The following is a 13,721-nucleotide window of genomic DNA, read 5'->3' as shown; positions in this document are numbered from 1 at the left end:
AGCGATAGTTCTGTTTGCCGTTATGGATTCTGCCATTTTTGACCGTGTGTTTTGGCTCGCAACTGGGACAGGAAAGCATGACAGCGAGAAAAACCTAAACATCGCTTATCATTCTATCCTTACTTGTTTAGGACTACCTCCCATCGATAAATCTTCCCAGATTCAGGATTGCCAAGGTTCAATTCGCGGGTACTCGGACTAATGAGAGGGACATCATCGGCAGCAATGAACAGCGTCATGGATTGGAATTGCAGTGAAGTCTACAACTTTAGGAGAGTCAGAATGATTTTTGCGCTTTAGTGTAAGACTAAAGCGCAAATAATTGTCAAGTATTGCGATCGCGTGTCATTTAGATAAATAAAGCACAGAACCCGTCTATTGGAACTGCCGATTAAGTAACGGTAGGTTGAACTATTTTTGTTGAACTATTTTTGCTAGAGAATCAACTGATAAAATTGTCGTTCAACCTCCGAAAGAGCCTACCAATTAAATTGATAGCGCACACTGATCGATCGACCTCTTCCTGCAAGATATTGCACGTCACTGGTTTGTAGTTGGGAAACAACCGGAAAATAGTCTGCATTGAATAGATTCTCGATCGCGACTTGCAACGTTCCGCTCCCAACTTTCACACTGGTCAGAAAATCAACGGTCAAATAATCATTCACCGCTTGCCGACCAAAGGCAGAACTATTGTTAAAGCGATCGCGGCTTCCAGAATAGAGTAGCTGCAGCCGATTTCGCCAACCTGGAAGTGTTTCATTCTCAACATAAGCAGTGAGTTTCAATGGCGGGATGCGGAAGCCATCGAGAAAATCTTCATAGTCCCCATTATTGTTTGCATCAATGCGCCCTTCCACTAGGCTGGCAGTAAATCCTAAATTCCAGGCTTTGCTAGGCTGTACATCTAATGTTGCCTCTACACCATAGATTTGTTCGGGCGCACGAATAATATCAACAAAGCTAGCAGCAAAGGTTGTTCCCAGATCAGAGGTATTGTAGAACCCTGAAATCGAAGCCTGCACATTTCGCCACTCACCGCGCAAACCGATTTCATAGTTATTCACTTTTTGCGGTTCGGGTCGAACTTGCTCAAACTGAAAATTGTTCGGTGCGGCTCTCAACACTCGTCCAATATCTGCTAGTGAAAAGCCTTGAGAAAAACTAGCAAAGGCGCTGAGTTGCGGTGTGAGCTTGTAAACGGCTCCAGCATTAAACAGCGTTGCATCATAGTTAACTTTTCCGCCTGTAACACTGTTGTTTGCGATCGTGACAAAATCATCCACACTCACAGCAGCCCGCTCATGCCGCACACCGCCCCGCAGAATTAAGCGATCGCTCAACTTCGCTTCGAGTTGTCCAAACACGCCGAGATTGTTGATGGTTAAGGGTGGAGTCCAGATTCGATCGCCCAATTTGCGAAACGCCTGCCCACGACTGGCATCAAACGCAGCCGGATCGAAGAATGACACAGGCTGTTCAGAATTTTCATTGGTAAAGTCTAAACCCCAAAGCAAGTTGACTGCACCATTTTTTGTTAATGGTGTTTCCACGTCGAAGCGAGTTCCAAACTTTTGAGAGTCTACTCGTGACTGAAAGATCAAACGCCCTAGACTAGCAGTATTTCGGGCATCAAAGGGGAAAAATCGCGCCAGCACATCCCGATAATAAACTTGTCCTCGCACTCGGCTCCCAAAGACATTGCGATTGGTGTATTCAAGGTTGAATAGTGAATTTGCAGTGCCGGGTAAATCATCGAGTTCTAACCCTTCTAATACTCGCGCCCGCTGCCGACCAGGGAGGCGATTTACAATTGGATCGCTAGTGAATCCGGGGTCTTGTCTATTATCAAATCGATTCGCAGAAAAAACAAGCTGCTGATTTGCATCAGGTTTGTAAACGAACTTGCCGAATAGATTAATCGCTTCTGCATTTGACAATCCGCCCTGTCCCGTGGGATCGAGAGCAATACGATCGCCCCGTGCATCAAAAAAGCTCCCAATGTTTGCTAATGAAACACTAAAAACATAGCCTAGCTTATCTTGTGTGCCCGAAAAGGTTTGCTGAAGCGTTTGACCCCAAGCGCCTTCAGAACCTGTCAGCGAGGTATTTACGCCAATTTCAGTTGTTGCGGTGAGGGGATTTTCAGCAGGAGTGCGCGTGATAATGTTCACAACTCCTCCGGTTGCGCCATCTCCATAAATTGCAGTTGGGCCGCGTAGAACTTCGACTCGTTCGATCGCTCCTGGATCGATCGTTCTCAAATCACGAAAAACATTGGGAGTCGTCGATTGCGGAACTCCATCAATTAAAACCGTTACGTTCCGCCCGCGCAGGGTTTGACCAAAGATATTGTTCCGCTCATTTGGAGCAGCCAAACCAGGAACTAATTTACTCAAGGCATCCGATAGATCGCGAGAGATCGCAAATTGTTGCTGTAGCTGTTCTTGATTAAGGATCGTGACTGATTGCGGCACATCCCGACTCGATTCTTGAGTTCGAGTGGCAGTCACAACAACCTCTTCTTCAGCTATCTCGGTTGTGACCGCTAAGGTAAGCCCTGCCTGATTCGTTGTGACCTCTGCAAAGGGAACTTCGTTTGTTCCAATAATTCTGACCTGAACACGATCGGGTGCGATCGCTTGTACAATCACTGATTGAATTCCGCTGGCTGGATTGTTTGCTTGAAACGATTCCCCTTGAGGAAGCGCAAGTGTCGCTGCAAATTCAGCCGTGAGTGTTGTTTTTTCCTCTGTGAGCGTCGGTTGGGGTAGCGTTTGATTGTTCGCAGTCTCTAGAATGACATTCACGCCATCAGAAGTAGGACTAAGACGAATGTTAGTAATTTGAGCAAGTTGCGGAGCTTGAGTCAGTAACTCTGCCGCTTTGGGAAACTGTTGAACCTCTTGCAAATGGCGGACTGCTGGAGTTTCTGCTGCGGCAACAGCTTGCCCTATCACTCCCACGATCGCTGCACTGACATAAATCCAGAACCGACACATCATCTCACACCATCCACCTAAATCGAAGCTTCTTGAGAATTATTACTATCTGAAGGCTACACCAATGCTGTCCAAAAGTCTTACGCGATCAGGAGCCGACTTAATCGAAACGGAGATGCGATTATTGCTGCCGATATGCGCGTGGACTGACACCGAACTGCCGATAAAACGCATTGCTAAACGCAGGTAAACTCCCGTACCCAACGGCATAAGCAATCTCTGTAATGCTTGTATCCGTCTCGATTAACAATCGCTGCGCCTGTTTCATTTGATAAGTTCGTAGATAGCCAAATACAGTTGTACCGAAGACCTGGCGAAATCCTTGTTTGAGTTTGCAGTCATTCAGGCCAACCTGACGCGCAAGTTCAAGCAGCGAGGGAGGACGTTGATCGACTTGCGGTCTATCAAGAGAGCGTCTGAGAATTTCTTGAGCGTGATAGAGCTTTTCTAGATCTTGCGGCTTCCACTGCGGTAATTTTGCTGGAGGCTGTTCGTCCTGTGCCCAGCGCCAAAACTGGAGTGTCAGCAGTTCCAAAGATTTGCTTTCTAAATAAAGCTGTCGCATCGCGCCTCGATACGGACAAGCCAAAATTTGTTGCAGAATTGGTTGATGTTGCGCTGATTGGATACCTAGAGTTTGATGAAACGGTTCAACCGAGCGCCCATCGATTAACTGGCGAATTCGATCGGGAATCTGTTGCCATCCTGAGTACGTGCGTAAGAACTCTACATCAATACTAAGTGTCATTCGTTGCAGGGATTGTTTTTCAGCGTAGTATTCAATTGAGCGGATTTCTGGTAGGTAGCAAATGCAGCTTTCTCCAGACACTTCTGAACGATCTTCTTCGTGTCGTAATCCTGGATTGATGATGCGAAAATTGCCGGACAGATAAAAGGTCAGCGTCAGTTGGGGGATTTGGTACAAATAGTCTAGATGAATTGGGCGATCGTAAATTACATCATCGACCCAAAGCTGAAACCCGTCTCGCAGGGTTGTAATTTGTCGTTGTCCTTGCCCTAACTTAGAGGGAAGGTTACGCCAGCCTCGATTGCCTTGCCACGTCCAAATCTCATTTTGAGACAAGGCTGCTTGCCAGATTTGGTCAAATTCAGTTTGAGCGATCGGCTTTGACATAAAATCTGGTGCAAAATACGTCGTAGAATTAATGAAAAATCCTATCATTAAGCTAATGTTTTTATCTAGCGCTGTTGGTTGGAGAAGCTGCTTTGTCTGAGATCAAGACTGACCATCTCAAAATCAGTTATGGGGATGCGATCGTGGTGCCTGATTTGTCGATCGCACTGCATCGGGGAGGCGTGACCGCCTTAATTGGGGCAAATGGCTCTGGAAAGAGTACGATTCTACGAACGATTTCCCGCTTGCTCTCTCCCACTCAAGGCGTTGTTTGTTTAGATGGGCGGGATGTCGCTAAGCTCAAAACAAAAGATTTGGCGCGTCGATTAGCCTTTCTGCCACAATCCCAGGAAGCGCCCAGCAGAATTACAGTTCGCGAATTGATTGCTTATGGACGCTATCCCTATCAAGGACTATTCAAACCGCTTTCATCGCAGGATCAAACCGCCATCGACTGGGCACTGACAATCACAGGATTAGAGTCACTCGCATATCGATCGGTTGATACCCTTTCAGGCGGAGAGCGGCAGCGGGCTTGGATTGCAATGGCACTCGCGCAACAAACTCAAGTGCTACTCCTCGATGAGCCAACAACTTATCTAGATATTCGCCATCAGCAGGAGATTTTATTGTTGGTGCGGCGGCTAAATCGCGAACAGGGGCTGACAGTTGGGTGGGTTCTGCATGATCTTAATCAAGCGGCAATGTTTAGCGACTGGTTAATTTTGTTGCGTCAAGGGCAGGTATATGCTCAAGGACGCTCCGAACAAGTGATGAAGACTGAAATTTTGCGCGAGACGTTTGGAACGGAGTTAGTGATTGTGCCGCATCCTCAAACCGGGAAGCCAATGTGCTTGCACAGTGTTGCAGAAGAATTTTAGGGATAAGAACAATGAACTATCGTTACAATCGGCGGAATTTTTTACTAGCTGCTAGTGCCGTTGCGATCGCAACGGGATGTCAATCTCGATCAACTCAATCTGATCGACAAGGCTTTGTTGCGCTGGAATGGGTTTATGCAGAAAATCTATTGGCGCTTGGAATTGCACCGAAAGGACTTGCTGACATCAGAGGCTATCAACAGTATGTTAATATTCCAACCGCGTTAAATTCAAATACAACGGATGTTGGAACGCGACAAGAACCGAGCTTAGAAGCGATCGCAAGTCTCAATCCTCAGATGATTTTTGGGACTCAACTCCGCCATGAAACTATCTATCAAGACCTATCCAAGATTGCCTCTACAAAGCTCTATAATCCTTATCCCGAACCAGGACAGCTTGATCAGTTTCAAGAAATGGAGCAGACTTTTTTATCCATTGCTGAGTTAACCAATCAACGCAGCCAAGGCGAGCAAGTTTTAGCACAATTGCGCGATCGACTATCACAAGCATCTAAGGGTTTATCTAGAGTTTCCGATCGCCCAATCTTACTAGGACAGTTTCTAGGAAATACGCCGCAATTGCGTTTGTTCACAGATAACTCAATGGCAATGAGAATTCTCAACCAAATGAGCTTAAGAAATGCTTGGCAGGGCCAACCCGATCGATATGGCTTTAACACTGTTTGGTTAGAAGCATTGCCTGCTGTGCAAAAAGCACATTTTCTTTATATTGCGCCTGAGAATGATGCAGAATTCAAGAAGCTTCAAAACAATCCGATCTGGCAAGGACTCGAATTTGTTCGAGAGAATCGACTGACTTCACTCGGAAGTGATACTTGGCTGTTTGGAGGCCCACTCTCGGCGCAAGTCATCGTTGAAAGAGTCATTGCAGCTCTAACAAAGAAGCCATGAAATCAGTGATTACAGGAATTGTCCTATTACTCATAGTGCTATGGGTTCACTTAACTCAAGGACAATCAAATTCAAGCTTTGAAACTGTGATTGGGGCAGTTTTTTCACCGGATAACAGTGAGGCACAGAACTTAATTCGCTATCTATTATTGCCCCGATCGTTGATTGGTGTTCTAGCTGGAATTGCATTAGGCATTGCAGGAACATTGCTGCAAACGATCACGCGCAATCCGCTTGCATCGCCAACGACATTAGGAGTTAATTCCGGTGCTTATTTTGCGGTTGTGGCAGGCGCAATTTTTGTTCCTCAGCAATTTGCGATCGCGCCTGGACTTTTTGCATTTGCTGGAGGACTCCTTGCAGCGGGACTGGTATATGTGATCGCAACCAGTGTTCGAGTTACCCCAACTCGGTTAGTTTTAGCGGGAGTCGCTGTCTCCTTAATGTTGTCAGCCTTTACAGCAACCTTACAGCTTGTGTATGAGAATGAAACGGCTGGATTGTTTCTGTGGGGCGCAGGTTCTTTAGTTCAAACCGACTGGAGCGGGGTTAGAAGTGCATTGCCGCAAATCTTAGCGGGTTCAGCGATCGCGATTCTGTTCATTCGATTGTGGGATGTATTGCTGCTTGAGGATCAAACAGCGCGATCGCTGGGTGTAAAAGTACAATCAGCGCGATTTTTTGGGGTTGTAGTTGCGGTATTCCTGGCTGCGATCGTCGTGAGTGTTGTGGGTGCAGTAGGCTTTGTGGGATTAGTCGCACCTCATCTTGTGCGATTGATGGGTGTTCGACAGCATCTATTTTTGCTACCTGGAGCAGCAGTTTGGGGAGCGGTTCTCGTGATCAGTGCAGATGTCGTTGCACAGCAAGTTGCAACGAATGTGAGCGAACTTGCGGCTGGGAGTGTAACAGCTTTGATTGGTGCGCCGTTTTTAATCTGGCTGGCACGTCGAACTTCACCCTCAGAGGGCGGCGCGATGAATGACTCGGTTGGAAGTTTGCAAAGCCGCAGTTTACCAGGATCATCGCTGTATCTTCCTTATTGGGGACTGATGACGATCGCGATCGGTTTATTACTACTCGCTCTCTTCTCAGGCGTTGCATTCGGTCAAATTCGCTTCAGCGTATTGGACGTACTCCAAGCACTAGAAGGCAATGCGTTTTCTCAGCAAGTATTATTTGATCTGCGATTGTCCCGTGTTTTAGTCGCAATGTTAGCAGGTGCGTCACTATCTGTCAGTGGACTGCTTTTACAAGGTGTGATTCGCAATCCACTAGCGGGGCCTGAAATTATCGGCATCACATCAGGAGCCGGATTGTTCGCACTCTTCGTTTTAATTCTGATACCCAATGCACCTGTATCGTTGATTCCGATCGCAGCAATGCTCGGAGCCTTTACGACTTTTGCGATCGTCTGTGTGATCGCTTGGCGAGATGGATTTGACCCCGGACGCTTAGCCTTAGTTGGCATCGCAATTTCTGCTTTTTGTGCTGCTGGCATCAATCTATTAGTCGTCAGTGCGAGACTACAAGTAGCTCAAGCATTGGTCTGGCTTTCGGGTAGTACCTATGCTCGTTCTTGGGATGAATTAGGTCAGCTAGTTGTATTTCCAGTCGTTTTGTTACCGATCGCCTGGCTAACAGCGCGTTGGCTCGATCTGATAGCGCTGGGCGACGATTTACCAAAATTGCTGGGAGTCCGACTACAACAAGCTCGGTTAGTTCTGATGTCGATCGCGGTAATGCTGGCAGCAGCATCCGTTGCAACGGTCGGGACTCTGGGATTTGTCGGCTTACTTGCACCTCATGCAACTCGTCTGCTTGTGGGTAATTATCACCGTCAACTCATCCCTTTATCTGCTTTACTGGGTGCAATTTTGGTCGTGATTGCAGATACAATTGGACGCACCATTCTAGCACCAAGGGAAATTCCATCTGGACTGATCACCGCAATGATCGGAACGCCTTATTTTCTCTGGTTACTCTGGCAGAATCGCGACGAATAGCTTTCTAATCGGTGATTTAGAAAAAATAAATGTGACAAATAATAGCTAAACTTGAGGACAGGACTAGAGAAAAGACTGGACAGTCGCTAATAAAACGCCAGTTCGACAGACCGTATTCGCTTCGATTGGAGATTTGGGTTGCCCCCTAAATCCCCCACCAGTGGGGGACTTTGAAGGTTAAGAAACCGCTTCAATTTGGGGAATTGCTGTTTTCTAAGTCCCCCAGAATGGGGGATTTAGGGGGCAAGAAGCCGATTAAAACGAAACCAGAAATTTCGTCGAACTCACGTTAATAAATCCTGAAAGTAAAAGAGCTTTGTAATCAACTCGTTCGCTCCAGTCTGTAAGACTGCTTTCCTTTCAAGTTTGTGGTGATGGTCTAGACGTGCGGAACGATCGCTAAATCGGCAACCCAAACTCGTAGCGATTAATGAACAGACCAATGACCACATCATGCAACCATTCTGACTACCGGCAGAAATCGGTTTGCAGAATAAAGCACAGGCGCGACCTGATTCTAATATCAAGCCGCGCCTGTTAAAAGTTGGGTTAAATTGTCGAAAGTAGCTTACCCGCCAATGCCCAAACGACCTGCAAGGCTCGGAGTCAGCGGCAACAGAATCGTCACCATCAAAAACAACACCAAAAGCCCGATCGCAGCTCGCGCATCATCCGGCTCACTCAATTCATTCAGGCTCGGACGTTCGGGATTGCGTTGCAGCACCACAATCACGATCGCCCAATACAGCGCCAACGGATTCACTAGCGAAGCCAAACCGAGAATGACGATCGTCGCTACCGTAGCCCAGCTTGCAGTCTTACGTCCGTAAATCGCCTGTACAACTCGCCCGCCGTCAAGCTGTCCCGCAGGCATCACATTAATCGCCGTCACCACCAAACCAATCCAACCGAGAACCACCAGCGGATTGACTTCGACGATCGATTGCTGAATTGCAGCACCCATAATCACCCGCGCTAGAGTTCCTACCAGAATCGAGCCTTCAAAAAACTGGCTTGGAACTTTGAACCCGCCGCCTTCATGCGACAGCAGCAATCCTGCAATTAGCATCCCAAACGCCACTAATCCGCCTGCGATCGGCCCTGCCACCGCAATATCAAACAGTGCCGTCCGGTTCGGCAATAGCGAAGCAAATCGCGTGATTGCGCCAAACGAGCCGATCTGCCAAGTCGGAATGAAAAACGGCAAATTTAACCGAACCTGATATCGCTTTGCCGCAATCCAATGACCCAACTCATGCGCCAGCAAAACGCCCAAAATGCCTAAACTAAACGGCAACACTTCTAGATACCGCTCCGGAGAACTATAGAAATCAAATCCGAGTAAGATTCCTCCAGTTTCCAAACTCGCCGCGATCGTCGCCACAAATAGCACGATCGCCAACAGAGTTTGTGTAACTGTGAGCGGTTTTGGATCATTTTTGCTCGGCAGCGCGATGACGACGGGCTTCTCATCCTCGTTGGCAATGAGAAAGAGCCGATAGCGATCGTCCAACTGTCCTGTTAACTTTTCAGTCAGCTTTGCCAGCGTCGCTTCTGGCTCACCCCGCAGATTGCCGCGAAAAATTACGCCATCTTGATACGGAATGGTTTCCGTCAAGAAAAACGTATCGATGCCAAAAATGCTTTTAATCGTTTGCAGATCGGCTTCGGGAATCGAAACTGCCTCAACCGGGGGAATGGCTGAACTCGGTGGAGTTGGCGTGGCTTCGGTTGCCCCCTCAACATTGGATAAAGCAGACTCGGTCACGCTTGCGTTTGCCGAAGGCGGCGCCACTTTTGCCGCCGCCCGTTTTGTTAATAACTCTTGTCCTTCGGTACGAAGCTGTCGTCCAATCCAGATATAAATTCCCGTTGACACGACAAACAGCAGGAGCATTCCCGCCAGATTGAGATAAATTCCGGCAGCAAATAAGCCAAAGAACAAAATCCACGGAGCCATCAGCACGACCGACTGTAACCAAGCCAGAATACCGATTTTTCCGTAGGGACGAGCGCGGTTAAACCCCCACGCCAAAATCCCCAAGGCGACAACAATTGTGAGCGCAGTAAACATTTCAACCCCCAAACGATCGTGCTAAACCTTTGCACAAACCCAAACGTCCTACAAGATCTACTCTATTAGATCTCGCGGCATCGAAGATTCTCGGATTTTCTCTAGCCCAAACAAGAACCCCTACCTCACTCAATCAGAACTGATCTGAATTAAAGAAAACAATCATAAAAAATCGTATCGGATCGCGTAATAATCTGCTTCCAAATGGAAAAATGCGATAAAACCTAAAAATAGTCTTGTATTTTCTCGGTCTTTCACCAACCTCAAGATATAGCCGCCTACAGTCTTCTATAGCGTGAACTTCTGGCGCGGTCGAAGCCAAACTGACTGGGCTTGAGATTGAGATTCCCATTGAGATTTCCTCGGAAACAGGCTTTTTATAAACTCACCCTTACCCTTTAATTTCTAATGCAACTTGTACCCCGTCCACAACGTCGGGCAGCTTCCCTTATTGATCAAGCTGCCTACGAACCGCATTTTCCCGATCGATCAGCGACCTTGCGAGAAGCCACGGTCGATCGTGTTGCGATTTTCATTGATGGCTCGAACTTGTTTTACGCCGCGATGCAACTTGGCTTGGAGATTGATTACTCCAAACTTTTAGGATATTTGGTAGGCGGGCGGCGACTCTTACGAGCGTATTTCTATACAGGGGTTGATCCACATAACGAGAAACAACAAGGCTTTCTGCTTTGGATGCGTCGTCACGGCTATCGAGTGGTTACAAAAGAATTGATACACAACGCGGATGGGACGAGACACGCAAATTTAGATGTAGAGATTGCAGTCGATATGCTAGAACTAGCACGATACTGCAACACAATGATCCTGCTTAGCGGAGATGGTGATCTGACTTATGCCGTGAATACGGTTGCCTATCGAGGAGTGCAGGTTGAAGTCGTCAGTTTGCAGACCATGACAAGCGATAGTTTGGTGAATGTCGTCGATCGCTACACAGACTTGGCAAAAATCAAGAGCCTGATTCAACGCGATGAGCTTGAGAGCCGCGCCCACTCTATTCCCTAAGAGAGACTTGATACAGAAAAGGGTGTTACATTGCAACACCCCCGATTACTGACCCATATTGTTCCTTTACACTGTATGAGAAGCCGAAGCACCCTGCATTAGTCCAAAGGGAGATTACCTCAGTCAAGTTCTTAAATATTGTTAAGAGGAGTTTCTACAGAATAGGAACTCCTTTCTACAGGTTCAGAAGGTGTTGCGTAAGTAGAAATGAAGCGATCGTTTCGACTGTCTAAAACAATCCTGTTTTTCATTGCTGTTTCAATCATTGCAGCGATCGTTATGATAATCTCGCCTCAGTTACAGCAACCCCAAAAAATCGTTCAACCCATCAATATCGTTCAACCCATCAATCAGCTTTATATCTTCGGAGATAGTCTTTCTGATGTTGGCAACGTGTTTCGTGCAACAGGCGGACAGGTACCAGCCGCGCCTTATTTCCAGGGGCGACACTCAAACGGTCGGGTCTGGGTAGAGGAGCTAGCAGCGAAGTTGAACTTACCGAACGATCGTGTAGAGAATTTTGCTTGGGGAGGTGCAACAACAGGCATCAACGGTCTCAATCGTGTTCCGGGTGTTCTGGCGCAAGTTGAAACCTTTGTGCAATCCCAGCCGGAGATCGATCCACAAGCGCTCTTTGTGATTTGGGCAGGTTCAAACGATTACCTTTTCAGCACCGAAACGCCGACAGCTTCGATCAAAAACCTCGATCGATCGCTGCAATCTCTCTTACAAGCCGGTGCAAAACGGCTTTTAGTGGCAAACTTACCGGATCTAGGGAAACTCCCTGCAACTCGCACAACTGAGACTTCGGCCAAATTAACCGACTTCGCCATCACGTACAATCAAGACCTAAAAACGACGCTTGATCGCTTACAAAAGCCTGACCTAACGATCGCAGAACTCGATGTGTTTAACCTCTACCAAACCGCCATCACAGACCCGCAGCAGTTCGGATTTACGAATGTTACATCGGCCTGCCTCGGCTCTTCTGCAAACTGCGATCGCTTTTTATTCTGGGATGGCATTCATCCCACAACTGCCGCTCATAAGGTGCTAGGGAATCTCGCGTTTGAACAGGTACAGGACGCGATCGGACTACGCTAAATCAAAATCCGATCGCGCCAAAATTTTTAGCTTGAATGATGCTGATCGAGCCACTGAATCATCGCTGCGTTCACCACTGCCGGACGTTCGTCGTGTGGGCAATGTCCAGTATCGGGAATCGAGACAAACTCGATCGGATGCGTTTCTACCAGCGATTGATAAACTTTAGAACCTGCGATCGGTGTCCAAGGATCAGCTTCTCCCCAAATTACTAAAAGCGGCACTTGAATCTTGGGAAGCAGGTCTGTCGGTTTTGGCCCCGGCGGAGCCATCAGCACCGAAGCAAAAACTTGCTGTGCGCCCGGATGACAAGAAGGCTCATGCAGTAAATCCACCAGTTCGTCGGTAATCGCTTCGCGATCGCGATAGACCTGTCTCAAACTGTTCCGAATCCGGTGTTTTTGCCGCACCTGATTAAACATCCACTGCCCAAACCACTTAGAGCCAACCAGCTTCGAGAATGTACCCATCACCAATCGCAAGGGAGGATTCAGTTCCTCTGGACGGTGATTCAATCCACCTGCCGGATTAAGTAAAATTCCACCTGCTGCAATTTCTGGATGATGCGCCAATACCATCAAGCACAGCAAGCCCCCGATCGAGTTACCGACAAAGACCGCAGGCTGCTGAATATTCGCTGCCCAAAAATCCCGCAGCAATTCGACCCAAAGATCGACTGTGTAATCTAAAGCAGGTTTTGCCGAACCTCCAAAACCAAGCAGATCGATCGCAAAGACCTGATAACCTGCTTGTGCCAGAACGGGAATATTTTTGCGCCAGTGACCGATCGAGGCCCCAAATCCATGCACTAGAACTAGAGGCTGACCTGCGCCCATCACCGTATACTGAATCGAGTGCCCTTGCCAATCCCAAGTCAGCTTTTCCAGCGTTGGGAGTGCTCTTGCTTCAATCGTCGTCATTTTTTGTAAAGACTTCTTAATTTACTCCCATCATAGTACGAGTTGCTGATGAAGTTTTAGAGCGCGACTGTTCGGAAGCTACGACTTTTTCTTCGGTTCGGGTTCTGCCGCTTGCAGGGCGCGATCGAGAACGGTACGCGCTTCTTCGGCTTGCGATCGCGCTTCTCGGTATCTCAGATTCGTTTGTGCATAACTTTTCAGCACTTTGAAGCCTTCCTTGAGTCCGTTAATTTCTTCTTCCGTCACAGGCTCATCATTAAATAGAATATCGATTTGCTTGCGGACTTGTAGGGCTTCCGATCGAGATTCCTGCGCCTTCAGTTTCAGTGTCGCGAGGCTGCTGAGAGTTTGTACAGCCTGGTTAATCGCTTCTTCATCACTTGCAGGCTGGCTTCCCGGATCTTTGACTTCAATGAAGTTTTGCGGACCAAAACCATCAGCCAAATCGGTTGGCAATTTGCCTTCATCCATCAACTCCATCAGTTGATCCATTGCCTTCTCACGGGCTTTAGGCGAGTCTTTGCCAGAAACCGTGAGAATAATTTCGGGGCTTTGAGCGAGGGTATATTGAACCATTGAGTGTGGCTGTGAACTGACAATAAGAATATTCATACTAATCTTATCTCTGATGACCCAAATTTGACTGACTCAGTTTTGGG

The 13,721-nt window shown here is 47.5% G+C and carries 10 protein-coding genes; 5 read left to right on the top strand and 5 right to left on the bottom strand.

Annotated elements, in window-relative coordinates; all coding sequences use genetic code 11:
* Positions 1-479: 479 nt before the first annotated feature.
* Both H6F51_04655 and H6F51_04650 read right to left on the bottom strand, forming a co-directional pair.
* Positions 480-3,002, bottom strand: a complete 2,523-nt coding sequence (locus H6F51_04655) for a TonB-dependent receptor (protein ID MBD1821789.1) — start codon at positions 3,000-3,002, stop codon at positions 480-482.
* Positions 3,003-3,123: 121 nt separating this feature from the next.
* Positions 3,124-4,137, bottom strand: a complete 1,014-nt coding sequence (locus H6F51_04650) for a helix-turn-helix transcriptional regulator (protein ID MBD1821788.1) — start codon at positions 4,135-4,137, stop codon at positions 3,124-3,126.
* A gap of 92 nt (positions 4,138-4,229) precedes the next feature.
* Here H6F51_04650 and H6F51_04645 point away from each other — a divergent pair, with 92 nt between their 5' ends.
* Genes H6F51_04645 through H6F51_04635 form a run of 3 tightly spaced genes read left to right on the top strand, consistent with a single transcriptional unit; the run spans position 4,230 to position 7,938 of the window.
* Entirely contained in the window at positions 4,230-5,018 is a 789-nt protein-coding gene (locus H6F51_04645; protein MBD1821787.1) for an ABC transporter ATP-binding protein, read from the top strand.
* Between the two features lie 11 nt (positions 5,019-5,029).
* Positions 5,030-5,932, top strand: coding sequence for an iron-siderophore ABC transporter substrate-binding protein (locus H6F51_04640; GenBank protein MBD1821786.1), 903 nt, complete (start codon positions 5,030-5,032; stop codon positions 5,930-5,932).
* Positions 5,929-7,938, top strand: coding sequence for an iron ABC transporter permease (locus H6F51_04635; protein MBD1821785.1), 2,010 nt, complete (start codon positions 5,929-5,931; stop codon positions 7,936-7,938). Before H6F51_04640 ends, H6F51_04635 begins: the two co-directional genes overlap by 4 nt.
* Positions 7,939-8,506: 568 nt before the next feature.
* Here the strand turns inward: H6F51_04635 and H6F51_04630 are convergent.
* Positions 8,507-10,012, bottom strand: a complete 1,506-nt coding sequence (locus tag H6F51_04630) for a site-2 protease family protein (GenBank protein ID MBD1821784.1) — start codon at positions 10,010-10,012, stop codon at positions 8,507-8,509.
* A gap of 408 nt (positions 10,013-10,420) precedes the next feature.
* On the opposite strand from H6F51_04630, the gene H6F51_04625 reads away from it, so the two are divergent.
* Both H6F51_04625 and H6F51_04620 read left to right on the top strand, forming a co-directional pair.
* Positions 10,421-11,038, top strand: a complete 618-nt coding sequence (locus tag H6F51_04625) for an NYN domain-containing protein (GenBank protein ID MBD1821783.1) — start codon at positions 10,421-10,423, stop codon at positions 11,036-11,038.
* Positions 11,039-11,317: 279 nt separating this feature from the next.
* The gene (locus H6F51_04620) at positions 11,318-12,142 is read left to right on the top strand and encodes an SGNH/GDSL hydrolase family protein (protein ID MBD1821782.1); all 825 of its coding nucleotides are present in this window, start codon (positions 11,318-11,320) and stop codon (positions 12,140-12,142) included.
* Between the two features lie 26 nt (positions 12,143-12,168).
* On the opposite strand, the gene H6F51_04615 is transcribed toward H6F51_04620, so the two are convergent.
* Positions 12,169-13,062: an alpha/beta fold hydrolase gene (locus tag H6F51_04615; protein MBD1821781.1), complete on the bottom strand. Its 894-nt coding sequence runs from the start codon at positions 13,060-13,062 to the stop codon at positions 12,169-12,171.
* A 78-nt stretch (positions 13,063-13,140) separates the two neighbouring features.
* Complete coding sequence (locus tag H6F51_04610; protein MBD1821780.1) at positions 13,141-13,638, bottom strand: hypothetical protein; 498 nt, start codon at positions 13,636-13,638, stop codon at positions 13,141-13,143.
* Positions 13,639-13,721 lie beyond the last annotated feature (83 nt).

The sequence above is a fragment of the Cyanobacteria bacterium FACHB-DQ100 genome (genome assembly GCA_014695195.1).
Classification (GTDB): Bacteria; Cyanobacteriota; Cyanobacteriia; order Leptolyngbyales; family Leptolyngbyaceae; genus Leptolyngbya.
Note: the sequence above shows the minus strand (reverse complement) of the source record. Positions and strands in the feature narration are given on the sequence as shown.

Bases quoted from the DNA above. Each gene is read 5' to 3' on its own strand.
- H6F51_04655 (MBD1821789.1), bottom strand. From the start codon at position 3,002: ATGTGTCGGTTCTGGATTTATGTCAGTGCAGCGATCGTGGGAGTGATA.
- H6F51_04650 (MBD1821788.1), bottom strand. From the start codon at position 4,137: ATGTCAAAGCCGATCGCTCAAACTGAATTTGACCAAATCTGGCAAGCA.
- H6F51_04640 (MBD1821786.1), top strand. From the start codon at position 5,030: ATGAACTATCGTTACAATCGGCGGAATTTTTTACTAGCTGCTAGTGCC.
- H6F51_04635 (MBD1821785.1), top strand. From the start codon at position 5,929: ATGAAATCAGTGATTACAGGAATTGTCCTATTACTCATAGTGCTATGG.
- H6F51_04630 (MBD1821784.1), bottom strand. From the start codon at position 10,012: ATGTTTACTGCGCTCACAATTGTTGTCGCCTTGGGGATTTTGGCGTGG.
- H6F51_04625 (MBD1821783.1), top strand. From the start codon at position 10,421: ATGCAACTTGTACCCCGTCCACAACGTCGGGCAGCTTCCCTTATTGAT.
- H6F51_04620 (MBD1821782.1), top strand. From the start codon at position 11,318: ATGATAATCTCGCCTCAGTTACAGCAACCCCAAAAAATCGTTCAACCC.
- H6F51_04615 (MBD1821781.1), bottom strand. From the start codon at position 13,062: ATGACGACGATTGAAGCAAGAGCACTCCCAACGCTGGAAAAGCTGACT.
- H6F51_04610 (MBD1821780.1), bottom strand. From the start codon at position 13,638: ATGGTTCAATATACCCTCGCTCAAAGCCCCGAAATTATTCTCACGGTT.